Annotated in this window: 22 protein-coding genes; 14 read left to right on the top strand and 8 right to left on the bottom strand. The window is 66.4% G+C overall.

The features are described from left to right. Nucleotides 1–510: 510 nt before the first annotated feature. The gene (locus ABE571_RS05730; RefSeq protein ID WP_121038505.1) at nucleotides 511–3,312 is read right to left on the bottom strand and encodes a TonB-dependent receptor; all 2,802 of its coding nucleotides are present in this window, start codon (nucleotides 3,310–3,312) and stop codon (nucleotides 511–513) included. Nucleotides 3,313–3,517: 205 nt separating this feature from the next. Here ABE571_RS05730 and apbC point away from each other — a divergent pair, with 205 nt between their 5' ends. Next, entirely contained in the window at nucleotides 3,518–4,375 is an 858-nt protein-coding gene (gene apbC / locus ABE571_RS05725) for an iron-sulfur cluster carrier protein ApbC (RefSeq protein WP_313219000.1), read from the top strand. Nucleotides 4,376–4,554: 179 nt separating this feature from the next. After that, nucleotides 4,555–5,127 carry a dCTP deaminase gene (gene dcd, locus ABE571_RS05720; RefSeq protein WP_019182646.1) on the top strand — a complete coding sequence of 191 codons (573 nt, stop codon included), beginning with the start codon at nucleotides 4,555–4,557 and terminating at the stop codon, nucleotides 5,125–5,127. 257 nt (nucleotides 5,128–5,384) lie between these two features. Here the strand turns inward: dcd and ABE571_RS05715 are convergent, their stop codons facing one another. Genes ABE571_RS05715 through ABE571_RS05705 form a run of 3 tightly spaced genes read right to left on the bottom strand, consistent with a single transcriptional unit; the run spans nucleotide 5,385 to nucleotide 6,664 of the window. Then, nucleotides 5,385–5,552 carry a DUF5668 domain-containing protein gene (locus ABE571_RS05715; protein ID WP_019182647.1) on the bottom strand — a complete coding sequence of 56 codons (168 nt, stop codon included), beginning with the start codon at nucleotides 5,550–5,552 and terminating at the stop codon, nucleotides 5,385–5,387. Nucleotides 5,553–5,567: 15 nt separating this feature from the next. Continuing rightward, complete coding sequence (locus ABE571_RS05710) at nucleotides 5,568–5,990, bottom strand: HIT family protein (RefSeq protein WP_313208942.1); 423 nt, start codon at nucleotides 5,988–5,990, stop codon at nucleotides 5,568–5,570. After that, the gene (locus ABE571_RS05705; RefSeq protein WP_346481488.1) at nucleotides 5,987–6,664 is read right to left on the bottom strand and encodes a dienelactone hydrolase family protein; all 678 of its coding nucleotides are present in this window, start codon (nucleotides 6,662–6,664) and stop codon (nucleotides 5,987–5,989) included. Before ABE571_RS05705 ends, ABE571_RS05710 begins: the two co-directional genes overlap by 4 nt. A 205-nt stretch (nucleotides 6,665–6,869) precedes the next feature. Here ABE571_RS05705 and rimO point away from each other — a divergent pair, with 205 nt between their 5' ends. Together rimO and ABE571_RS05695 are read left to right on the top strand one after the other, a co-directional pair. Beyond that, on the top strand, nucleotides 6,870–8,234 hold the full coding sequence (gene rimO, locus ABE571_RS05700) for a 30S ribosomal protein S12 methylthiotransferase RimO (protein WP_313208944.1): 1,365 nt from the start codon (nucleotides 6,870–6,872) through the stop codon (nucleotides 8,232–8,234). Then, nucleotides 8,231–9,064, top strand: a complete 834-nt coding sequence (locus tag ABE571_RS05695; RefSeq protein WP_346482852.1) for a DUF3025 domain-containing protein — start codon at nucleotides 8,231–8,233, stop codon at nucleotides 9,062–9,064. The genes rimO and ABE571_RS05695 overlap by 4 nt, the downstream gene beginning before the upstream one ends. A gap of 72 nt (nucleotides 9,065–9,136) precedes the next feature. Here ABE571_RS05695 and greB read toward each other — a convergent pair whose 3' ends face one another. Both greB and ABE571_RS05685 read right to left on the bottom strand, forming a co-directional pair. Beyond that, the gene (gene greB, locus ABE571_RS05690; RefSeq protein ID WP_121038490.1) at nucleotides 9,137–9,640 is read right to left on the bottom strand and encodes a transcription elongation factor GreB; all 504 of its coding nucleotides are present in this window, start codon (nucleotides 9,638–9,640) and stop codon (nucleotides 9,137–9,139) included. Between the two features lie 55 nt (nucleotides 9,641–9,695). Beyond that, complete coding sequence (locus ABE571_RS05685) at nucleotides 9,696–11,201, bottom strand: helicase HerA-like domain-containing protein (RefSeq protein WP_313208946.1); 1,506 nt, start codon at nucleotides 11,199–11,201, stop codon at nucleotides 9,696–9,698. A 121-nt stretch (nucleotides 11,202–11,322) separates the two neighbouring features. Between ABE571_RS05685 and ABE571_RS05680 the strand changes: the two genes are divergently transcribed. Continuing rightward, nucleotides 11,323–12,927 carry a transglycosylase SLT domain-containing protein gene (locus ABE571_RS05680; protein ID WP_313208947.1) on the top strand — a complete coding sequence of 535 codons (1,605 nt, stop codon included), beginning with the start codon at nucleotides 11,323–11,325 and terminating at the stop codon, nucleotides 12,925–12,927. 114 nt (nucleotides 12,928–13,041) lie between these two features. After that, entirely contained in the window at nucleotides 13,042–13,383 is a 342-nt protein-coding gene (locus ABE571_RS05675) for a ribonuclease E inhibitor RraB (RefSeq protein WP_121038480.1), read from the top strand. Between the two features lie 100 nt (nucleotides 13,384–13,483). Here ABE571_RS05675 and asd read toward each other — a convergent pair whose 3' ends face one another. After that, entirely contained in the window at nucleotides 13,484–14,326 is an 843-nt protein-coding gene (gene asd, locus ABE571_RS05670; protein ID WP_121038477.1) for an archaetidylserine decarboxylase, read from the bottom strand. Then, nucleotides 14,323–14,973, bottom strand: coding sequence for an SCO family protein (locus ABE571_RS05665; protein WP_265308475.1), 651 nt, complete (start codon nucleotides 14,971–14,973; stop codon nucleotides 14,323–14,325). Before ABE571_RS05665 ends, asd begins: the two co-directional genes overlap by 4 nt. Nucleotides 14,974–15,189: 216 nt before the next feature. On the opposite strand from ABE571_RS05665, the gene prmB reads away from it, so the two are divergent. From prmB to ABE571_RS05625, 8 genes are all read left to right on the top strand, one after another. After that, the gene (prmB, locus tag ABE571_RS05660) at nucleotides 15,190–16,119 is read left to right on the top strand and encodes a 50S ribosomal protein L3 N(5)-glutamine methyltransferase (RefSeq protein WP_313208948.1); all 930 of its coding nucleotides are present in this window, start codon (nucleotides 15,190–15,192) and stop codon (nucleotides 16,117–16,119) included. Continuing rightward, the gene (gene aroC / locus ABE571_RS05655) at nucleotides 16,116–17,219 is read left to right on the top strand and encodes a chorismate synthase (protein WP_070425600.1); all 1,104 of its coding nucleotides are present in this window, start codon (nucleotides 16,116–16,118) and stop codon (nucleotides 17,217–17,219) included. Before prmB ends, aroC begins: the two co-directional genes overlap by 4 nt. Continuing rightward, a complete protein-coding gene (locus ABE571_RS05650; RefSeq protein ID WP_346464653.1) occupies nucleotides 17,212–18,267 on the top strand; it encodes a D-glycerate dehydrogenase in 1,056 nt (351 codons plus the stop codon). Before aroC ends, ABE571_RS05650 begins: the two co-directional genes overlap by 8 nt. A gap of 161 nt (nucleotides 18,268–18,428) precedes the next feature. Further along, complete coding sequence (locus ABE571_RS05645) at nucleotides 18,429–19,454, top strand: aspartate-semialdehyde dehydrogenase (protein WP_102788063.1); 1,026 nt, start codon at nucleotides 18,429–18,431, stop codon at nucleotides 19,452–19,454. Between the two features lie 88 nt (nucleotides 19,455–19,542). After that, nucleotides 19,543–21,588 carry a FimV/HubP family polar landmark protein gene (locus ABE571_RS05640; protein WP_346493358.1) on the top strand — a complete coding sequence of 682 codons (2,046 nt, stop codon included), beginning with the start codon at nucleotides 19,543–19,545 and terminating at the stop codon, nucleotides 21,586–21,588. After that, nucleotides 21,585–21,968: a VOC family protein gene (locus ABE571_RS05635; protein WP_346493357.1), complete on the top strand. Its 384-nt coding sequence runs from the start codon at nucleotides 21,585–21,587 to the stop codon at nucleotides 21,966–21,968. The genes ABE571_RS05640 and ABE571_RS05635 overlap by 4 nt, the downstream gene beginning before the upstream one ends. A gap of 47 nt (nucleotides 21,969–22,015) precedes the next feature. Then, nucleotides 22,016–22,789, top strand: a complete 774-nt coding sequence (gene truA, locus ABE571_RS05630) for a tRNA pseudouridine(38-40) synthase TruA (protein WP_313208952.1) — start codon at nucleotides 22,016–22,018, stop codon at nucleotides 22,787–22,789. Then, nucleotides 22,786–23,442, top strand: coding sequence for a phosphoribosylanthranilate isomerase (locus tag ABE571_RS05625; RefSeq protein WP_088433287.1), 657 nt, complete (start codon nucleotides 22,786–22,788; stop codon nucleotides 23,440–23,442). The genes truA and ABE571_RS05625 overlap by 4 nt, the downstream gene beginning before the upstream one ends. Nucleotides 23,443–23,453: the final 11 nt, after the last annotated feature.

Genomic DNA, 23,453 nt, shown 5'->3' with positions numbered 1-23,453 from the left:
GATGTCGTGGCTTTCCCTTCCGTGGGACTTCTTGACTGCGTTCAACAGCGAGCCGGTATCAGGCCTGGGCGGCCATCCTTGGTAGTTTCATTCTGCGTTCAGTTGAAACCGGCGTGCGGCGAACGTAACACACGCTTAACGTGAAATACGCTGAATGGTCATCGCCGATAAGGGCGGTGCATTGACGCAAACTGAAAGGCTTTGAAAAACAATTGCCTGGGCCTAAATGAAATTTTATTTATGTTTCGTCAATGAGTGAATGCTGAATATGGCGCGGAATTAACAACTGAGATCGGTGTGCGTATGCCTGTCCCATAGACGCATCGCACCATCAGAATGTCGGACATGCACATGCCTCTCTCGCGGCGACGCGTGTCGTTGCATTCAGGGCGGCGGACGGGCATCACGCCGGTTGCAAGGGCACAAACGCGAAACGCCCCTTTCGGGGCGTTCCGGTTGGCGAACCGGCAGGGCAGGGCCCTGCACGGTCGCCGGTGCTGCCTGCGGCGATTACTTGCCGAAGTCGTACTTGGCCTGGACGTACACGGCACGGCCGTACGCGTTGTACAGGCCGGTGTTGTACGGCGCACCCGAGGTGCCCAGGTAGCTGTAGGCCTGGCCGTCGGGCATCTTGTTGAACACGTTGTTGACCATCAGCGAAAGCGTCAGGTCGTCCTGTGCGCGATAGTTCACGCTCAGGTTGTACGTGGTGTACGAGCCCCACTTGCCTGCGGCCTTGCCCGATGCCGGGTGGACGTAGTCATAGCCATTGATGCCGGCCAGGTAGTTCGGGGTCTTGCCGATGTAGTTCGCGTACAGCGTGGTGGTGAACTTGTCGACCGACCAGCCCACGGACGCATCGCTGCGGACCTTGGCGAAGTTGTCGTAGTTCCACATCGCGATCGGGTTGCCCAGCAGATCCTGGAACTCCTCGCCCGGCTGCGACTGCACTTCACGCTTGAGCATGTTGGTGTAGTTGGCCGAGAACTGCAGCGAGCCGAAGCGGCCGATGTCCTGCAGATACTTGAAGCCGACCGTCACGGCCTGCAGGTTCTGGCGAGCCACGTTCATCTTCGGGGTGTACAGGCTGCTCAGGTTGCCGGCGGCGTCGCGCACGACCCAGTCGGCCACGTTCTGGCAGCTGGCCGAAGAGCCGTTGGGCAGGCCGTTGCGGCAGTAGTACTCGGCCAGCAGCAGCTGGTCGGTGCTGGCCGTATCGACTTCGTTCTCGATCTTCCAGTTGTAGTAGTCGGCCGAGATGGAGAGGTTCGGCATCGGTGCCCAGACCACGCCTGCATTCCAGACGTCGGCCGTGATCGGCTCCAGGTCCGGGTTGCCCGCGCGCTCGGAGTACACCGAGACGTTGTCGTGGTAACGGCAGTCGGCGGTGTTGCCCGGTGCATAGCCCAGGGTGCCGCAACGGTAGTAGTCGGTCGAGTTGGCCGCGTAGTACCCGCTCTTGCCCTGGAAGGCATCGGACAGGGTCGGTGCGCGGAACGCCGTGCCGTACTTGCCGCGGAACAGCAGGCTGTCGATCGGGCGGTATTCCAGACCCAGGCTGTAGGTGGCCTTGTCGACGGTGTTGTCGGCGATCTTGAACGCGTCATAGCGACCCGAAGCGGTCACCGTGACCTGCTCCAGCACCGGCATGCGCAGTTCGGAGGTCACCGCATAATTGCTGCGGTGGCCATTGCCGGCCACGGCCGAGGAGCCCCACACCTGGCCGTCCAGCAGGCGCTGGTCGGGCGAGTAATCCCAGCCTTCGCTGCCACCTTCGACCACGACCGCGAAGCCGGCGTCACCGCCCGGCAGCGAGAACAGCGAGCCATTGGTGATCTGCACGCGGCCCAGGTTCTGCCAGGTACGGCTGCGGTTGGTCGCGTAGCCGGTGAAGCTGGCGAAATCTTCCGGCGAGATCGGCGAGTAGAACGCGTCGTAGTTCGGGTTGTAGATGCCCCAGCCGTCGGCCGTGGTGCCCAGCTGCGGGCCCAGCACGTGTTCGGCGAAGTAGTTGTTGATCGGGTCCTTCCAACGCATGAACTTGTTCTCGGTGAGCTTGTACTCACCGCGGGTGAAGCTGGCGCTGTAGTCCCAGTTGCCGGCCATGCCCTTCGCGCCCAGGGTCACCTGGTAGGAGCGGCTCTCGTCACTGTTGAGCACGTCGTTGTAGCCCTGGCCACCGATGTCTTCCGGGGCGAACGCGCGCTGCAGGTTCACCACCTTGCCCGAGGACTGGTCGTAGAAGCCGCCCATCCCGCTCTTGGTGCCCCACCACAGGTAGCTCGAGCCGGAGGTGTACTCGGTCTTTTCCTTGCTGTAGAGCACGTCGGCGAACAGCTGCAGGTTGTCGTTGACGTCGAAGGTCATCGCCGAATAGAACTGGCCGCTGTCCTTGCCGTTCTTCAGCGTCTTGTAGCCGGCGCCGAAGTAGGTGCCGCACGACTGGCCGGTCGGGCGATTGCCCAGCACCGTGGTGCCACCGAACTGGCCGGCCACGTTGGCGCAGTTGTTCGGGTCCATCATGTACAGGCGGTTGGTATCGGCGTCGATGACGGCGAAATCATTGCTCGGCAGCTGCGCGGTGTAGCCGTTGGCATTGGTGGTGCGGGTCAGGTCGCGCTGGTAGCCCCAGATCGGGTTGCTCGACTCGATCTGCACGTTGACCAGTGCGTTGAAGCGGTCATCGAACGCGCTGAAACCATGCGCGCCGCTGAAGCGCACGCTGTTGCCGCCGCCTTCGGTGTAGGTGCCACCACGGACGGAGATGCTGCCGCCGTCCATGCGTTCCTTGAGGATGATGTTGACCACGCCGGCGATGGCGTCCGAACCGTACAGCGACGACTGGCCGCCCGGCAGGACTTCAATGCGCTCGACGATGTCGATCGGAATGCCGCTGATGTTGTTGAACGTATCGCCGCCGTTGTACAGCGCCGGGTACGACATCATCGGACGGCCGTTGATCAGGTACTTGGTGTAGCCCGGATTCAGGCCGAACATGCCCGAGGCTTCCGCGCCCTGGGTGAAGGACGCCGAGGTCTGGCCGCCCTGGAGGCCGCCGGTGGTCAGCGAGGACTGCTGCAGGACTTCGGCCACGCTGGTGAAGCCGCGGGTCTGGATGTCCTGCGCGGTGATGGACATCACCGGGGTCTGGGTTTCGATATCGGTCTGCGGAATCAGCGAGCCGGTGACGGTGACTTTGTCCAGCGTCGTGGCTTTATCCTGTGCCATGGCCGGAGCGGCTGCAGTGGCGATCAGGGCGGAGAACAATGCAGCGGCGAGCGTGTTGCGACGTGCGGTGGTGCTGTAATTCATTGATAGTCCATAGAACAAAACAGAAAAGCACTGACGCCAATGATTCCCTCCCGAAACGCGCGGAAAACGCTCAACGTAGTGCGTTTCGACCGTAACATGAACTTAACGAAAATTGCATGGTTTCGTAGCAACTGGGATTCTCAGTCAGGTGCAGTCAAGGTTGTATAGTGTTGCGTCCCCTTGTTGTGTTTCCGGAGTGCCCGCAGTGAGTGCCAGCCAGACGCGTCGTCCCCACGCCAGCCAAGTGCAGAAGGGGTTGTCACCGCATCCGCGCGTGCGCAACGTGATCGCGGTGGGGTCAGGCAAAGGCGGGGTCGGCAAGTCCACCACCGCGGTCAACCTGGCTGTCGCACTTGCCGCGCTCGGCGCGCGCGTGGGCCTGCTGGATGCCGATATCTACGGCCCCAGCGTACCGGCAATGCTCGGCCTGAGCGGTCGCCCGGAGAGCCCGGACAACAAGTCGATCGAACCGATGCGCGCGTTCGGGGTTGAGACCATGTCGATCGGTTACCTGATCGAGGACGAGACGCCGATGATCTGGCGCGGCCCGATGGCGACCTCGGCGATGACGCAGTTCTTCAACGATACGTTGTGGGACGACCTGGACTACCTGCTGATCGATCTGCCGCCGGGCACGGGCGACATCCAGCTGACGTTGACCCAGAAGATCCCGCTGGCCGGGGCGGTGATCGTCACCACCCCGCAGGACATCGCCACGCTGGATGCGAAGAAGGCGCTGAAGATGTTCGAGAAGGTGGAAGTGCCGGTGCTGGGTATCGTCGAGAACATGGCCGTGCATACCTGCAGCAACTGCGGCCAGGTCGAGCATCTGTTCGGCGAGGGCGGCGGCGAGCGCATGGCCGCCCAGTACGGGGTGCCGCTGCTGGGGTCGCTGCCGCTGGAGATCGGCATCCGCGAGCAGGGCGATGCCGGTACGCCGATCACCGCCGCCGCGCCGGCGTCTTCTGCGGCCCAGGCCTATCTGCGCGCGGCCGAGCGGCTGATCGAGGAAGTGGCCAAGCGGCCGCGGGCCAGCATTCCGATCCTGTCGTCGCTGATCTGAGCGCGCCCCCCCCTATCCTCCAGGCCCGGCCCCCGCCGGGCCTGTTCGTTTCCAGGCCCCAATGGCCAGGCAGTTGCCGCGACGGCGTCGACGCTGGTCGCGGCCGGGGCCGCTGTTTAGAATCGACACCCGGGCGCCCATTGGCGGTGCCGTTGTTCCTTCCGCACCCAGGACCCCCCATGAGCATCAAGAGTGACCGCTGGATCCGTCAGATGGCCGAGCAGCACGGCATGATCGAGCCGTTCGAAGCTGGCCAGGTCAAGCAGGCCAACGGCCAGCGCATCGTCAGCTACGGCACCTCCAGCTACGGCTACGACGTCCGTTGCTCGCGCGAGTTCAAGGTGTTCACCAACATCAACTCCACCATCGTGGACCCGAAGCACTTCGACCCGGGCAGCTTCGTGGACATCGTGGGTGATGAGTGCATCATCCCGCCCAACAGCTTCGCGCTGGCGCGCACCGTGGAGTACTTCCGCATCCCGCGCGACACGCTCGTGGTCTGCCTGGGCAAGAGCACCTACGCGCGCTGCGGCATCATCGTCAACGTGACCCCGCTGGAGCCGGAATGGGAAGGCCACGTCACGCTGGAGTTCAGCAACACGACGCCGCTGCCGGCGCGCATCTACGCCAACGAAGGCGTGGCGCAGATGCTGTTCTTCCAGGCCGACAAGGACGACATCTGCGAGACCTCGTACAAGGATCGCGGCGGCAAGTACCAGGGCCAGACCGGCGTCACCCTGCCGCGTACCTGATGATCACGCGGGTGGCGCGGCGCACCTGATCGATCCCCGGGCGTGCTGCCGCGTCCGCGCCTGGTAGAGCCGACCGTTGGTCGGCTGCTTCTGTGGTTACCGTTACCCATCAAGGGGCGACCACAGAAAAAGCGCGGAGTACTCCGCGCTTTTTTTGTGGCTTGGTCCGACGTGCGGCGTGGTGACCAAAAGCAGCGGACCGAAAAGCAGCGGACCGAAAAGCAGCGGACCGAACAGCAGCGGACCAACGGTCCGCTCTACTTGCCGCGGCCGAACAGCAGGCCGATGCCCACCGCTACCAGCACGACCGGCCACCAGGTGAGGATCAGCTTCCCCATGTTCATGTTGGTCCAGCCCAGATTGCTGGCCAGCAGGAACAGGCCGACGAGGATCAGGACGATGGCGGCGACAAGGTTGGAGCGCATCAGGGGCAGGGTCCGCTAGGGCTGGGGCGAATATCCTAGCCGTTCCTTCCAGAGTGCGACACGCTCGGCCAGCACCTGTGGATCAAAATGGTGTGCCTGCCCCTGGCCCCAGACCGGGCCCGGCCATGCCGGATCGCCGACATGGCGCCCGATCACATGGAAATGCAGCTGGCGCACGATGTTGCCCAGCGAGCCGATGTTGATCTTCTCGACCCCATCGGTGCCTTTGAGCGCCTTGCACGCCCGGTTCAACTCGGTCCGCAGCTTGTCCTGCTGCTCGCCATCCAGGTCGATCCATTCGGTCACGCCACTCAGGCGTGGCACCAGGATCAGCCAGGGATACCTTTCATCGTTCATCAATCGCACTTGCGATAACGGCCCTTCTGCTACCAGTACGCTGTCGGTGGCCAGGCGTGAATCCAGTTCGAACTCGCTCATCCAAGATGCTCCGCAAAGAAGTCCAGGGTGCGTTCCAGCGCCAGGTGGGCGCTGTCTGGATCATACGCATGTCCGACGCTGCGGTTGAAGGCGTGATCGGCCGGGTAGACGAAGGTGGCCATCTGCGGCAGCTTCTCGCGGTGGGCTTTGATCGCCTCCGGGGGGATGCTCTTGTCCTGCGCGCCGAAGTGGAACATGACCGGCGCCTTGGGCGTCTCGTCCAGGTATTTCACGTTGCGGGCCCCGTAATAGCTGACCGAGGGCAGGCCCAGGCGTAGCGCGGAGAGCAGGGCGATGCTGCCGCCCCAGCAGTAGCCGACGGTGCCGACCTTGCCGGCCGGAGCCAGCCGCGAGGCGGCCGCCCGCACGATCTCCAGCGCCTTTTCGACCCCGAGCTCGTCGACCATGGCCAGGCCGGCGGCCACGCCATCGCTGTCGTAAGGCAGCTCCGGCGGTTCGGTGCTGTCCGGGGCCGACTCGGCCAGATCGAAGAACGACGGGGCCAGTACGGCATAGCCCTTGGCGGCGTAATCGTCGGCCACTGCGCGGATGTGCGGGTTGGCGCCGAAGATCTCCTGGATCACTACCAGGCCCCCGCGCGGCTTGCCTTCCGGCGTCGCCTGCCAGGCGCGGACCGGTCCGTAATGCGTATCGAGTGTGATCCACTCACCCATGGTGCGAGACTCCCGTTGGTTCAGGCATTCATTATCGGCCCCGCGCCGGTTAGCGCGATGTCAGGGGGCATGCCGGATCTGGCGGGATCAACCCGATCCGGTTCAGGGGCGTGGGCTGAACGCCGGTATACTTGCCGCCGTTTCCGGCCCCAGGTCCCCCACGCCATTCCGGCATGGGCCCAGGCCCCCAGAGTCCTTGCGATCCATGTCCCAGCTGAACCCCAAAGTCGGCTTCGTCAGCCTTGGCTGCCCGAAGGCCCTTGTCGATTCCGAGCGCATCCTCACCCAGCTGCGGTCCGAGGGCTACGACATCGTTCCCTCCTACGACGCGGCCGACGTGGTGGTGGTCAACACCTGCGGCTTCATCGATTCGGCCGTGACCGAGTCGCTGGATGCGATCGGCGAGGCGATGAACGCGAACGGCAAGGTGATCGTCACCGGCTGTCTGGGCAAGCGCCCGGAGCAGATCCGCGAGGCCTACCCGAACGTGCTGGCGGTGTCGGGCCCGCAGGACTACATGAGCGTGATGGAGGCCGTGCACGCCGCGCTGCCGCCCAAGCACGATCCCTTCGTGGATCTGGTGCCTGATTACGGCATCAAGCTGACCCCCCGCCATTACGCGTATCTGAAGATTTCCGAAGGCTGCAACCACAAGTGCAGCTTCTGCATCATCCCCTCGATGCGCGGGAAGCTGGTCTCGCGCCCGGTCGATGAGGTGCTGCGCGAAGCAGAGCGGCTGGTGCGGGGGGGCGTCAAGGAACTGCTGGTGGTCTCCCAGGACACCTCGGCCTATGGCGTGGATGTGAAGTACGCCGAGCGCATGTGGCGCGACAAGGCCTACCAGACCCGCTTGAAGGCGCTGTGCGAAGGCCTGTCCGAGCTGGATGCGTGGACCCGCATGCACTACGTGTACCCGTACCCGCACGTGGACGAGATCGTGCCGCTGATGGCCGAAAACCGGATCCTGCCGTACCTGGATATTCCGTTCCAGCACGCCAGCCCGCGCATCCTGAAGCTGATGAAGCGCCCGGGGGCGGTCGACAAGACCCTGGAGCGCGTGCAGCGCTGGCGTCAGCTGTGCCCGGATATCACCGTGCGCTCGACCTTCATCGTCGGCTTCCCGGGCGAGACCGATGCCGAGTTCGAGGAGCTGCTGAGCTTCCTGGACGAGGCGCAGCTGGACCGCGTGGGCGCGTTCGCCTATTCGCCGGTCACCGGCGCGACCGCCAACGATCTGCCCGGTGCGGTGCCCGAAGAAGTGAAGCAGGAACGTCTGGCACGCTTCATGGAGCGCCAGGCGGAGATCTCCGCCGCGCGCCTGGAAGCCAAGATCGGCACCGTGCAGCAGTGCCTGGTCGATGCCATCGAAGACGGCATCGCGGTGGCCCGTTCCAAGGCCGATGCGCCGGAGATCGACGGTCTGGTGCATATCCAGAACGCGGAAGAAGCCAAGCTGCGCGTGGGTCAGTTCGTCGATGTGGAGATCACCGAGAGCGACGACCACGATCTGTTCGGTGACGCGATCCTCGCCACCGAAGCGCGCAAGCCCTTCGATCTGCAGGTGCTGTGATCGCAGTGGTGACGGCTGCCGATATCGGTGGTCGTCGCCGTTTCATCGCGCCGCCGCGTGAGGCGGTGGATGCGGCCTGCTTCGCGCAGCCGATCTACGCCGGGCTGAGCGACATGCAGGACCTGATGGTGGCGCCGAGCTGGCCCACCATCGCAGCGCTCGATGCACGCCTCGCGTTGCCAGACAAGCATCTGGCCGAGCAGGACGAGGCATTGCTGGCCGACGGCCTGCACTATGAAACGCGCATCGCCGGGCGCGGCCAGATCGCCACGCGTGCGGACAACTGGCATGACCTGTTCAATGCCCTGGTCTGGGCGCGTTACCCCACCATCAAGCGCGCGCTCAACCGGCAGCAATGCCGGCACATCGCGGCGATGGCGCCAGGGCAGCGCAACCGCGCGCAGGCCGCGTTGACCCAATTCGACGAGAGCGGCGTGATCGTGCGTGTGCGCGAACCGGCGCTGCTGCGCGCGTGGGACCAGCATGATTGGCAGGCGCTGCTCTGGGATGGGGCAGGGCGGTGGCGACGGGGCGACATTGCCGTCGCGGCGGTGATCGGGCATGCGCTGCTGGAGCAGGCCTTGGTGCCGGAGCGCCTGCTGGTCGGCAAGTGCGTGGTGGTACAGAGTGATGATGATGCCACTGCGGTCGCGGCAGTGGCGCAGGCCATCACGGACGGCGCGCTGCTCAATGACCCCCTGGAGTTGCGGCCATTGCCGTTGGCGGGGATTCCCGGGTGGCACGCGCGGCAGGAGGCGGCCTTCTATGCGCGGGCCGACTACTTCCGACCGTTGCGCCCGGGGCGCGTGTATCCCGCAACGCTGGGGTGATCCGGCAGTGGCGCCATCCCCGCGGGTTGCCGGCGTCACGTGTAGATCCACGCCATGCGTGGATGCACCCTGTCAGCCGGGGTACGCCACGGACAGAATCGCGAACCCATGGCGGCCGCTGGGCAGCTCCACCTCGAACTCATCGTCCACGCGTTTTTTCAGCAGCGCGCGCGCCAACGGCGAATCGATGCTGATCCAGCCCGCACCGGCGTCGGTCTCGTCCGGGCCGACGATGCGATACACGTGGATGTCGCCCGAGTCGACGTTCTCCAGCTCGATCGTCGCGCCGAAGAACACCGCGTTCGGATCGGTCGGCGCGGTATCGACAATGCGCAGCGCCTCCAGTCGCTTGGTCAGGTAGCGTACGCGCCGATCGATCTCACCGAGCTGCTTCTTGCGGTAGGTGTACTCGGCATTCTCGGACCGGTCGCCTTCCGCAGCAGCGGCGGCCAGTGCCTTCACCACTTCCGGGCGCTTGTGCCGCCACAGCTCATCCAGTTCGGTCTTCAACCGCTGGTGGCCCTGTGCGGTGATCAGGGCCGTGCTTTTTTCCGCGGGGGGACGCCAACGCGACATCAGGTCTGCTTGTGCTCGTCAAAAGGTGCCGCGCCACAGGGCGCGACACGAAGTATCAGCGCTTTCCGCCGAAAATACCGCCCAGCAGGCCACGCACGATCTGGTTGCCCAGCTTGGTGCCGACGGTACGGGTGGTCTGCTTGGCCATGGTTTCGATCATGCCCTGGCGGCGCTTGGTGCCGAAGATCGCGTCCTTGATGCTCTGGCCAAAGCCGCCCTCCTGCGCTTCATCCTGCTGGCGGGTGCGGGCTTTGGGCGCATCGGCCTGCTCGACCGCCTTCTGCGCGCGCTGCGCCAGCCGTTCCGCCGCCGATTCGCGATTGATCGCGGTGTCGTAGCGGGTGCCGACCGGGCTGCCGGCGCGCACCTGCGCACGTTCGGCCTCGGTGATCGCGCCCATCCGGCAACGCGGTGGCGCGATCTGGGTCTGCTGCACAGGCGAGGGGATACCCTTGTCCTGCAGCGTGGACACCAGCGCTTCACCGGTACCCAGCTTGGCCAGCGTGGCGGCCACATCCAGCTTCGGGTTGGGCACGAAGGTTTCGGCGGCGACCTTCACTGCTTTCTGGTCGCGCGGCGTGAACGCACGCAGCGCATGCTGCACGCGGTTGCCGAGCTGGCCGAGAATGTTGGCCGGCACGTCATCCGGGAACTGTGAGCAGAAGTAGACGCCCACGCCCTTGGAGCGGATCAGCCGGACCACCTGCTCGATGCGCTGCACCAGCGCCGGCGGTGCGTCATCGAACAGCAGGTGCGCCTCATCGAAGATGAAGACCAGCTTCGGCTTCTCCAGATCGCCCACTTCCGGCAGCGTTTCGAACAGCTCCGAGAGCAGCCACAGCAGGAAGGTGGAATACAGCCGCGGCTTGAGCACAAGCTGGTCGGCGGCGAGGATGCCGATCACGCCGCGGCCATCGTGGTTGACGCGCATCAGGTCGGCCAGCTCCAGTGCAGGCTCGCCGAAGAACGCTTCGCCACCGTCCTGTGACAGGCGCAGCAGCGAGCGCTGGATCGCCGCCACCGTCTGCGCACTGACCAGGCCGTATTCGGTGGAGATGTCCTTGCGCTCCTCGGCGACCAGGCCGAGCAGGGCGCGCAGATCGTCCAGGTCGAGCAGCAGCAGGCCGCGGTCGTCGGCGAGCTTGAACACGATGTCCAGCACGCCGGCCTGGGTGTCGTTGAGTTCCAGGATGCGCGCGAGCAGGGTCGGGCCCATCTCGCTCACTGTGGTGCGCACGGGGTGGCCGAGCTTGCCGTACAGGTCCCAGAAGATGGTCGGGCTGGCGGCGGGCGCGTAATCGGCCACGCCGAGATCGGTCGCGCGCTGCAGCAGCGCCTCGGTCCCGGCACCGGGCACGGCCAAGCCCGACACGTCACCCTTCACATCAGCCAGGAACACCGGTACGCCGATCCGCGAGAAGCCCTCGGCCAGCGTCATCAGGGTGACGGTCTTGCCGGTGCCGGTCGCGCCGGCCACCAGGCCGTGGCGGTTGCCCAGCCGCGGCAACAGGGTCACGGGGATATCGTCGGTGATGCCTTTGCCGAGCAGAATCGGATCCATGGTCAACTCGCAGTGTGAATAGGCGGGATTCTAAACGTCGGCGTTGGCCGGCCGGCAGACGGGTTGCCCGGATGCAAGCGGCGCGGCTACTCTGCCCCATCGTTCGCACACAGTGCCAAAAATGCCCGTTCCTGTCTTGCTTGTCCGTGGTTGGCCGCTGTTGGCCGTTGCCGCGATGCTGTCGATCGTCCCCGAGGCCCATGCCCAGCGCGTCTCCGCCCGCGACAAGGCCAAGGTGGAGGCGCTCGACCAGCGCATGACAGCCGCCGAAAAGCGCTACAACGCGGCGCTGGTGCTGGTGAACAATGCCGACCCGAAAGGCACCAACGAGGCCGACGCCGCGCTGGAGGACATGGAGGATGTGATCAGCGCCTGTGTGGCCCAGAAGGGCTGCCAGGTCAGCAACCTGCTGCCGACCTACAAGCGCCTGCTCAAGAGCAACGCCGACAGCCAGCAGGACAGCGAGGACGGCACGGCCATCGCCGACGGCACCTTGCTGGAGGCCGACCCGGACCATGTCGGCCCGCTGGCCGCCGATGTGCCGGAAGCCGCCCGCGCTGCAGCGCTGCTCAACGACAAGCGGCACGCCTTCGACACCATGGTCGAGTACAACCCGGCCGTGCAGGCCGGCATCCGCCGCTGGTTGACCGACATGCGCCCGGCGCTGCTCACCAGTTACGAGAACTACCAGAACCTGCGTGCGGTGATGTGGCCGGAGTGGGAAAAGCGCGGCCTGCCCGAAGCGCTGCTGTTCGGGATCATGGCCAAGGAATCCAACGGCCGCGTGCACGCCTCTTCGCGTGCCGGCGCCGCCGGGCTGATGCAGTTCATGCCCGCCACCGGGCGTCGCTTTGGTCTCGGCCCGGACGGCACCGGCTTTGATACGCGCTTTGATGCCCGCAGCGCGGCCGAGGCCAGCGCGACCTACCTCAACGAACGTATGCGTGAGCTCAACAACAGTGTCGAGCTGTCGCTGGCCGGTTACAACGGCGGTGAGGGCCGTGCCATCCGCGTGTTCCGCCAGTACCCGGGGCAGGGCTTCTGGACCGACAGCGTCTACAACCAGTTCCCGGGCGAGACAAAGGACTACGTGCCGATGGTGATCGCCGCGGCGTGGATCTATCTGCACCCGCAGCAGTACGGCGTGGAATTCCCGAAGATCAGCGCGCAGCCGGCGACCATCCGCCTGGCCAAGTCGACCACGATCTACGAGCTGACCATCTGCCTGGGCAGCACCGGTACCCGTGACGGCTACATGCGCGCGCTGCGCAACCTCAACCCGCGCTATGAGGCCGACGGCTGGATTCCGGCCGGCACCATCATCAACGCGACCACCCGCATCGCGGGCCTGTACAACCGGTTCTGCGTCAGCGGCCCGCGCGCCGATCTGGCCCGCACCCTCATCACCGCCGACCTCAATGCGGCGATCGTGCGGCCTACGGCGGTCAGCTACACCGGCAACGTGGCGGTGGGCAGCGTGGTCCCGGTCGCCCAGGCGCAGGCCATGCCCGCGGTGACCCCGGCCGCGCCGGTAGCCGTCCCGGCCGCCAAGCCCAAGGCCAAGCCGGCCCGCAGCTACAAGGTGGGCAAGGGCGAGACGCTGGGCAGGATCGCGGCCAAGTTCCAGTGCGATGTGCCGACCCTGGCACGGGCCAATGGCCTCAAGGCGCCGGCCTATTCGCTCAGGCAGGGCCAGAGCATCAAGCTGCAGGGCTGCGACAAGTAAGCCATAACCGGGTAGGCTCGCCGGCATCACGCCTGTGGCCGCCCGGCCCAGCACATCCATCGCAGCGTCGGCCACGTGCCGGCGCTCACCGCAACACGCATACAGGACACCCAGATGGATATCACCGCAATCAACGAGATGTTCGCCAACATCCGTGAAAACACCGATTGGGACCTCAACGGCCCGATGCTGTGGGGCTACTTCTTCGTCAACACCACCCCGGAGCCGTTGCACGGCCTGGGCGAGAAGCTGGTCGAACTGGGGTACACCCTGGTGGAAGTGTTCGAACCGGACCTTGAAGAAGGCGAAGACCCGTACCACGTGCTGCACGTGGAGCGCGCCGAGGTGCACACCGAAGCCTCGCTGGATGCCCGCAACCATGAGCTGCAGGCCCTGGCCGAAGCGAACGGCGTGGAAGACTACGACGGCATGGACGTCGGCCCGGTCGAGATCTGATCGCAGCGGAACATCTCACACAAAAAAACGCCCCGGTTTCCCGGGGCGTTTTTTATGGGCGTGAGCCCCAGGTAGTGCCGGCCAGCGGCCGGCACCACCTTTATTTCAGGGTGGCCAGCGCCTGTCCCAACTGAACCGCATGCTCGGCATCCAGGTGTGGCGCGAACTCGGCCACCCCCGGCGGCAGCAGCACGATCACGGTGGAGCCGTAGTTGAAGCGCGCCATCTCCGCGAAGCGCTCCAGGGTGATGCCCTTGCCGCGGTAATCCTTGCGCGTGATCGTATCGCCGTAGGCCGGAATTTCCTCGCCGCCCCACACCGTCTCCACGCCGGAGACCAGCAGCGCGCCGACCATCACCGAGACCATCGGGCCGAAGTCCGTATCGAAGTGACAGACCAGGCGTTCGTTGCGGGCGAACAGCCCCGGCACCCTGTTCACCGCGGCCGGGCCGACGCTGAACAACCGCCCCGGCACGTGCACGGTCTCGCGCAGCGTGCCGGTCCACGGCATGTGCACGCGGTGGTAATCCTTCGGCGACAGATACACCGTGGCGAACAGGCCGTGGTGGAAGACCTCGGCATCCTTGGCATCGCCCAGCAGCTCGGCGGCGGTGAAGGACTGGCCCTTGGCCTGGAAGATGCGGCCGTCCTCGATCTTGCCCAGCTGGCTGATCCGGCCATCGGCCGGCATCACCAGCGTGCGCGGATCGGCGTCGGCCACGCGCGCGCCCGGCTTCAGCGCCCGGGTGAAGAACTGGTTGAAGGTCGGGTAGCTGCGCGGGTCCGGGTTGGCGGCTTCGGCCAGATTCACGCCGAACTTGGCGGTGACCGTATCGATCAGCCAGCGCGAGACCCGCGGGTTGCTGGAGTACGCCAGTCTGCGCGCCATGGACGACAGCAGGCGATGGGGCAGGGCGTAGCTCAGCGTGGTCATCAAACTCATGGGGCGGATTTCTCGGTCAGCAGTTGCAGGTCGCGGGCAATGGCCTGCGCTTGGAAAGGAGGGCGGATCAGACCGGCCAGGCGGCCTTCCGGGTCCAGCACGGCCAGGCTGGCCGAGTGTTCGAGGGTGTAATCCTCGGGGTTCTCGTCGAAGTGCTTGCCCGGCACCTTCTGGAACACAAAGCCCAGCGAGGTGGCGAAACGCTCCAGCGAGGGCACATCGGCCGTCGCGGCCAGGGTGTCCTTATGGAACGCATGCACGTACTCGCCCAGCCGTGCCGGCGTATCGCGCTCGGGATCGACCGAAATGAAGACCAGCCGCGGGCGCAGCGTCTCGGGCAGGGCTTCCCACTGTTTCTGGGCCTGGGCCAGATCGGCCAACGTGGTCGGGCACACATCCGGGCAGAAGGTGAAGCCCAGGAACACCAGGGTCCAGTGGCCCTTCAGCTCACCCGGAATCAGGCGGGTGCCATCGGACTGACCCAGGTTGAAATCGGGCAGCGGACGCGGCTGCGGATAGAACGTGATCGATTCGGTGGCAGGGCGGTCACCGCTTGGCTTGGGCGCGAAGACCTTCTGTGCCACGACCAGGCCCAGCCCGGCGGCCAGGGCGATCAGCAGGATGATGCCGACATTGCGATTGAACATAAGGGCCCCGTCCCGGAAGTGGCCACCATGATAGAGGGAGCCACGCCGGATTGTCGGGAGGGGCGTCGGCACGCCAGCCCACGGACTGGCAACCGCCGCATTGGCTTCTGTCTTGATCCTCGCCGTGGCCCGGGTTCCGGCTCGTTTCGACTGCAACGGATGCCCCGGCCCGCCCCAGCGCCTATAATCGGGGGCCACATTGCCTGTTGCCCCGCCATGACCGCCGAAACGGCCGCCGAACTCCACACGATCATCGACCTGATCCGCTACGGCACCAGCCGTTTCAACGCCGCCGGGCTGACCTTCGGGCACAGCTACGACAACGCCCTGGACGAAGCCACCCAGCTCGTCCTGCACAGCCTGCACCTTCCGCATGACCTCGGCCCGGCCTACGGCCAGGCCCGCCTGCTGCAGGACGAAAAGGTCCGCGTGCTGGAGCTGTTCCAGCGCCGCATCGACGAGCGCATCCCGGCTGCCTACCTCACCGGTGAGGCCTGGTTCGCCGGCCTGAGCTTCAAGAGCGACAGGCGTGCCCTGGTGCCGCGCTCCCCGATCGCCGAACTGATCGAGTGCGGCTTCGAGCCGTGGCTGGCCGGCCGCGATGTCCATCGCGCCCTCGACCTGTGCACCGGCTCGGGCTGCATCGCCATCGCCATGGGCCACTACTACCCCAACTGGGAAGTGGACGGCGTCGACCTCAGCGACGAAGCACTCTCGCTGGCCGAAGAGAACAAGGAACGTCTGCAGACGTCCAACGTCACCCTGCTCAAGTCCGACCTGTTCAACGGCCTGACCGGCCGTCACTACGACCTGATCGTCACCAATCCCCCGTACGTCACCAACGACGAGACCGATGCCCTGCCGCGGGAATATGCCTACGAGCCGGAGATGGGCCTGCGTGCCGGCGACGACGGCCTGGACCTGGTGCTGAAGATCCTGCGCGATGCCCCGCTGCACCTGAGCGAGGATGGCCTGCTGATCTGTGAAGTGGGTGAGTCCGAGCAGCACCTGTACAAGCTGCTGCCGGAAGTGGATTTCCGCTGGGTCGAGTTCAAGGTCGGCCAGATGGGCATCTTCGCCGTGGAGTGCCGCGAACTGATCGCGCACAGCGCCCGCATCACCGAACTGGCAGCGCAGCGGCCGTGAGTTCCAACAGCTTCGGCAAACTGCTGACCGTCACCACCTTCGGCGAATCGCACGGTCCGGCGATCGGCTGCGTGGTGGACGGCTGTCCGCCGGGGCTGGAGATCAGCGCCGACGAATTCGCCCATGATCTGCAGCGGCGGGCGACCGGCAAGAGCCGGCACACCTCCGCGCGGCGTGAAGCCGATGAGATCGAGATCCTGTCCGGGGTGTACGAAGGCCGTACCACCGGCACCCCGATCGGGCTGCTGATCCGCAATACGGACCAGCGCAGCAAGGATTACACCAACATCGCCCAGCAGTTCCGTCCGGGTCATGCCGACTACAGCTACTGGCAGAAGTACGGCATCCGCGATCCGCGCGGTGGCGGTCGTTCCTCCGCGCGCGAAACCACCATGCGCGTCGCTGCCGGCGTGATCGCCAAGAAGTGGCTGCTGCAGCGGCATGGCGTCACCGTGCGTGGCTATCTCTCGCAGTTGGGCGAGATCACCCCGACCGGGTTCGACTGGTCGGCGGTGGAAGACAACCCGTTCTTCTGGCCGGTCGCCGATCAGGTGCCCGCGCTGGAGAGCTACATGGATGCGCTGCGCAAGTCCGGCGATTCGGTCGGTGCGCGGGTCAACGTGGTGGCTGACGGCGTACCGCCGGGCTGGGGCGAGCCGATCTACGGCAAGCTCGATGGCGATCTGGCGGCCGCGCTGATGAGCATCAATGCAGTCAAGGGCGTGGAGATCGGCGACGGCTTTGCCAGCGCCGCGCAGAAGGGCACCGAACACCGTGACCTGCTCACCCCGCAGGGGTTTGCCAGCAACCATGCCGGCGGCATCCTCGGTGGCATCTCCACCGGCCAGCAGGTCACCGCCTCGATCGTGCTCAAGCCGACCTCCAGCCTGCGCCTGCCCGGTGCCACGGTGGACGCCAGCGGTGCCTCGGTCGAGGTGATCACCACCGGCCGTCACGATCCGTGCGTGGGCATCCGCGCCACTCCGATCGCCGAGGCGATGATGGCGCTGGTGCTGATGGACCAGGCGCTGCGCCACCGCGCCCAGTGCGGCGATGTCGGCGAGATCACGCCGCGTATTCCGGGCACGATCGATGGCTGATCGGCGCCCCAAGGTCTGGGTCAGCCAGCCCCTGTTCGACGATGTCGTCGAACAGCTCGGGCAGCATTTCGACCTGACCATGACCGGCGACGTCACCCGCTATACGCCGCAGAAACTGGCCGAACAGCTGGCCCACGTCGACGGCGCGCTGATCACCCTCAACGAACGGATCGGTGCGGCCGAGATCGCCAACGCGCCCCAGCTGCGCGCGATCGCCAACGTCGGTGTGGGCTACAACAACCTGGATATCGACGCGCTCAGCGCCGCCGGTATCCTGGCCAGCAATACCCCGGATGTGTTGACCGAAACCACGGCCGACCTCGGCTTCGCGCTGCTGATGGCCACCGCGCGCCGCATCACCGAATCCGAGCGCTGGCTGCGTGACGGGCAGTGGGGGCAATGGTCGTTCCAGACCATGCTCGGTGCGGACATCCACGGCAGCACGCTGGGCATCCTCGGCATGGGCCGCATCGGTCAGGGCATCGCCCGCCGCGGCGCACACGGCTTCGGCATGCGCGTGCTGTACCACAACCGTTCGCAGCTGCCCGAGGCCACCGAGGCCGAGGTTGGCGCGCAGTATGTGGATCTGGATACGCTGCTGGCGCAGGCCGATCACCTCGTGCTCGTGCTGCCTTACAACGCCGCCTCGCACCACATCATCGATGCCGATGCACTGGCGAAGATGAAGCCGACCGCCACGCTGATCAACATCGCCCGCGGCGGTATCGTGGATGAGCTGGCGCTCGCCGATGCCCTGGCCAACGGGCGCCTGGCCGCGGCCGGGCTGGATGTGTTCGAAGGTGAGCCGACGGTGCGCCCGGAACTGCTCGCCCTGCACAACATCGTGCTGACCCCGCATATCGGCAGCGCCAGCCAGGCCACCCGCCGGGCGATGGTGCAGCTGGCCGTGGACAACCTGACCGCCGCACTGGGGCAGGGCCCGGATGCCGGCCACCCGCCAAGCGCGATCAACGCCGACGCTGTCGCTGCCGTGAAAACCGGCGGTGCGACCGTGGGCGGCAAAAAAATCGACGACGCAAAACGATAGGGAACCGCGCTGGCCAACAGGCGAGGTTCCCGAACCGGTAGGTACCGACCGATGGTCGGCACATATCTCCAAGGCACGGCAGGTACCGATCGTTGGTCGGTACACATCCCCAACGCACGTTACGTATCGGCCACGGGTCGGTACACCCAACAGAGGTTCTCATGAGCAATCCAGATCGTCGTTTCCACGTCGCCGTCGTCGGTGCCACCGGTGCTGTCGGCGAAACCATGCTGGCCATCCTGGCCGAGCGCAACTTCCCGATCGCCACGCTGAGCCTGCTCGCGTCCTCGCGTTCGGCCGGTGGCGAGATCGAGTACCAGGGCGAGAAGATCAAGGTCCAGGACCTGAGCACCTTCGATCCGAACGGCGTGGACATCGCGCTGTTCTCCGCCGGTGGCAGTGTCTCCAAGGAGTTCGGCCCCAAGTTCGCGGCCGCCGGTGCGGTGGTGATCGACAACTCCTCGGCCTTCCGTTACGACGATGACGTGCCGCTGGTTGTCTCCGAAGTGAACCCGGAAGCGCTCAAGAACCGCCCGCGCGGCATCATCGCCAACCCGAACTGCTCGACCATGCAGATGCTGGTCGCACTCGCGCCGCTGCACCGCCAGTACGGCATCGAGCGCATCAACGTGGCCACCTACCAGTCGGTGTCCGGCGGCGGTCGCTCGGCGCTGGAAGAACTCGGCAAGCAGACCGGCCAGCTGCTCAGCTTCCAGGAAATCGATCCGCAGCGCTTCCCGGTGCAGATCGCGTTCAACCTGATCCCGCACATCGATGATTTCCAGGACAACGGCTTCACCAAGGAAGAAATGAAGCTGGTCTGGGAAACCCGCAAGATCCTCGGCGATGACAGCATCCTGGTGAACCCGACCGCCGTGCGCGTGCCCGTGTTCTATGGCCACTCCGAAGCGGTCACCATCGAAACCCGCGACAAGGTCACCCCGGATGCCGCGCGTGAGCTGTTGTCACGTTCGCCGGGCGTGGAAGTGGTCGACAAGCATGAAGCGGGTGGCTATCCGACGCCGGTCACCCATGCCTCAGGTACCGATGCGGTGTACGTCGGCCGCATCCGCGAGGATCTGTCCCACCCGCGCGGCCTGAACCTGTGGATCGTCTCGGACAACATCCGCAAGGGCGCTGCCCTCAATGCCGTGCAGCTGGCCGAACTGGTCGCCGCCGAAGGCTGATCGCGTGGTGGTCGGCGGCATGGGGATGCCGCCTACTACCCGCATTGAAACATCGCCGATCACGGGGGGAGCCGTTATATTGGCCGCCATGAAGAACCGGGCTCCGGGCGCAGTGCGTCCGCTCAAGTATGTGTCGACGCTGCTGCTGGCCCTGGCCAGCAGTTCCGCCATGGCCCTGGGCCTGGGCGATATCCGGGTGCTGTCCAAACCGGGCCAACCCCTGCTGGCCGAAATCCCGGTCATTTCCGCCGATCCGTCCGAGCTGGAAAACCTCCGCGTTGCGCTGGCCTCGCCGGCGACCTTCGCCCGGGTCGGGCTGGAACCGCCATCCGGACTGGTCAGCGAACTGCAGTTTGAGTTGACCCGCAATGCGCAGGGCCGCGCTGTGGTGCGCGTCAGCAGTCATGCGCCCGTGGCGACGCCCTCGTTGAATTTCCTGATCGAAGCCGATTGGGGGCAGGGCCGTCTGGTCCGCGAATACTCCGCCCTGGTGGATGCGCCCAACAGCGCCGCCGCCGTGGCCGAGCCGGAGATCGTGGCTCCGGCAGGCGCGATGTCCAATGCCATCATCCGCGAGCCCGAACCGCAGGCGGCGCCGGTCGCCGCCACGCCGCCGCGCCGTACGGAACCGGCGACCACGCCGCGCCCGGCCGCGCCACGCGCAGCATCGGCCGCACCCGTCGCCGCCGATGGCAGCGTCACCGTGCAGCGTGGCCAGACCCTCTCGCAGATCGCCGGTTCGCTGGCGCGCGAGCAGGGCGTCAACCGCGACCAGGCGATGATCGCGCTGCTGCGGGCCAATCCCGAGGCCTTCATCCGTGGCAACGTGAACCTGCTCAAGCAGGGCGCGGTACTGCGTACGCCGGGCGCCGAGGGCCTGGCCGGGATCGATGCCCAGCAGGCCGCGGCGATCGTGCGCGAGCACACCGCGCAGTGGCGGCAGTCGCGCGCGGCGATCCCGCAGCCGGCCGACAGCGGGGTGGCCGCCGTGCCGTCTCCTGCACCGGCCGCACCGACCGCTGCTGGCCAGGGCGCACGCCTGGAAATCGCGCCGGCCGTCGCCGCCGCCGGCACCACCGCAGGCACAACCACCGGCACCGCTGCCGGCACCGAGGGCGACATGCTGGCTAACGAACAACTGCGACAGGCCAAGGAAGACGTCGCCACGCGCGATGCCGAGATCCAGGAACTGCGCGAACGCGTGGCCGAGCTGGAGAAGCTCAAGGCCCAGCAGCAGTCCCTGATCACGTTGAAGGACAACGAACTGGCCGCTGCGCAACAGGGCCTGGAGCAGGCACCCGGCCCGCGTGACAGCGCCGGCGGTGGCTGGTACTGGCTGGGCCTGGTCGTGCTGCTGCTGGTAGTTGGGGGATGGGCGCTGGTACGCCGCCGCAAGCCGTCGCCGCTGCCGCCGCTGTCGCGCGATGGGCTCGATGGCATGGCATTGGCTGCTGCCGTCCCCGCGGCCGACGATGTGGACGAACTGGCAGCGCAGCAGGAGGACGTGCAGCGCGTGCCTGACGAAGAGGCCGTTGCAGAGGCCGACGTCTACGCCGGGCTGCGCCGCGAGCCGGTCTTCCCGCTCGCGCCTTCCGCGCACGACGCCGATCCGCGTGATCCCCTCGATGATCCTCGCTGGAGCGACACCGCGACCGACGAGGCACCCGTGTTGCCGGAGGTCGAGGCGACGGCGGCGTCTGCGTACAGTATCGAGGCCGATGCGCAGCACGTGAACGTGGATGAGGCGCTGTTCCGCGCGCCGGCCCCGCTGATCGAGCCGCCGGCCCATGCGCTGGAAGCCGCCGCGCAGCCTTCGTTCCGGGGCGTGTTCGAATTCCCCGATGAAACGGCGACGGCCGAACGTCCGGCAGACGAAGACGATCACACCCTCGGTGCCGACGTTGCGCCGGTGATGGCCACCCATGACGACACCACCGAGGGTGCAGACCCGGTCGCCGACAACGCGCCGGTCGCGCCGATCGGCAGCCCCGGTCGTGATCGACTGGAACTGGCCATCGCCTACCTGGACCTCGGCGATGCCGAGACCGCGCGGACGCTGCTGCACGAAGTGGCCGTCGGCGCCGACCCGCACAGCCAGGCCGAGGCGCGGGAACTGCTGGCGCGACTGGGATGAGCGACGCCCGCCCGCTGGCCGCCCGTGAGCGCCGCCTGGACTATGTCGAGTTCGCCTCGCGCGATCCCGCAACCAGTCGCCACTTCTTCGAGCAGGTGTTCGGCTGGTCGTTCGTGGATTACGGCCCGGACTACACCGCCTTCGACGATGGCCGTTGCCAGGGCGGCTTCTTCCGCGCTGAGCCGCAGACGGCGGCGGGTGCGGGCGCGCCATTGCTGGTGATCTACGCCGATGATCTGCAGCCCATGCTCGAGGCCGTGCTGGCCCAGGGCGGGCAGATCATCAAGCCGGTGTTCGCCTTCCCCGGCGGCAGCCGGTTCCAGTTCCTGGAGCCCGGCGGCAACGAGCTGGCCGTGTGGTCCGAGCGCGACGCCGTCTGATGCAATACCGGCGCCTGCGCCGGCCCCCCAAAACATAGAGGTTCACCATGCGCTACGCACTGGGCGTGGAATACGACGGCAGCGAATTCAAGGGCTGGCAGCAGTTGGGCGAGAGTGGCTGCCCGAGCGTGCAGGCCAGCCTGCAGGACGCGCTGTCCTCGGTGGCCAATGCGCCGATCCAGGTGGTGTGTGCCGGGCGCACCGATGCCGGCGTGCACGGCGAATGCCAGGTCGTGCATTTCGATACGGAGGTCGTGCGCGATCCGCGCAGCTGGATGCTGGGCACCACCACCCGCCTGCCGCGCTCCATCGCTGTGCGCTGGTGCGTACCGGTGGCCGACGAGTTCCACGCACGTTTCGCCGCGCGCGCGCGCCGCTACCGCTATCGTCTGCTCAACCGCCAGGTCCGCCCGGCGCTGTACCGGCAGACCCTGAGCTGGGAGCGCCGGCCGCTGGATGCCGAACGGATGCATGCGGCCGGGCAGGCCCTGCTGGGCGAGAACGACTTCAGCGCCTTCCGCAGCGTGCAGTGCGAGGCCCTGCATGCGCGCCGGCACATGCAATCGCTCTCGGTGACCCGTCAGGGCGAGGTGGTGGAGGTCGCCGTTCAGGCCAATGCATTCCTTCATCACATGGTGCGCAATATCGTCGGTTCATTGATCCTGGTCGGTTGTGGTGAGCAGCCGGTCGCGTGGATGGGGCAACTGCTGGCCGGGCGCGACCGCACCGTGGCCGGCCCGACCGCTCCGCCGCAGGGATTGGTCTTCGTTGGTCCCCTGTACCCCGACAACTGGCAGCTGCCTGCCGAGGTCACCTTATGAGCCGCTCCTTCTACCGCACCCGTATCAAGTTCTGCGGCATGACCCGTGCCGGCGATGTACGCCTGGCCGGCGAGCTCGGCGTGGACGCCGTCGGTTTCATCTTCGCCCGCGAGAGCAAGCGCCGGGTCGCCCCGGCCGAGGCGCGCGCGATGCGCCAGGCGATCGCACCGATGGTGGACGTGGTGGCCCTGTTCCGCGACAACACCAAGGAAGAGGTGCGCGAAGTGCTGCGCACCGTGCGGCCGACCCTGCTGCAGTTCCACGGTGACGAAGACGAATCGTTCTGCCGCAGCTTCAACATGCCGTACCTGAAGGCCGTGGCGATGGGGGGCAAGGACGAGGTCAACGCCCGCCAGCTGCAACTGCGTTATCCCAGCGCGGCCGGCTTCCTGTTCGACAGCCACGCCCCCGGTGGCGGCGGTGGCACCGGCGTCGCCTTCGACTGGACCCGCCTCCCCACCGGCCTGCACCGGCCGTTCCTGCTGGCCGGCGGGATCACCCCGGACAACGTGTTCGACGCGATCGTGGCCACGCTGCCGTGGGGTGTGGATGTGTCCAGTGGCATCGAATCCGAACCGGGCATCAAGGACGGCTACAAGATGCGCAAGTTCGTCGAAGAAGTGCGTCGCGCCGATTGCCACGAGGCGGATTGATCCGCCCGCCC

The sequence above is a fragment of the Stenotrophomonas sp. TWI273 genome, assembly GCF_039674765.1.
In the GTDB taxonomy this organism is placed as follows: Bacteria; Pseudomonadota; Gammaproteobacteria; order Xanthomonadales; family Xanthomonadaceae; genus Stenotrophomonas.
This window is presented reverse-complemented; position numbering and strand designations above follow the sequence as displayed.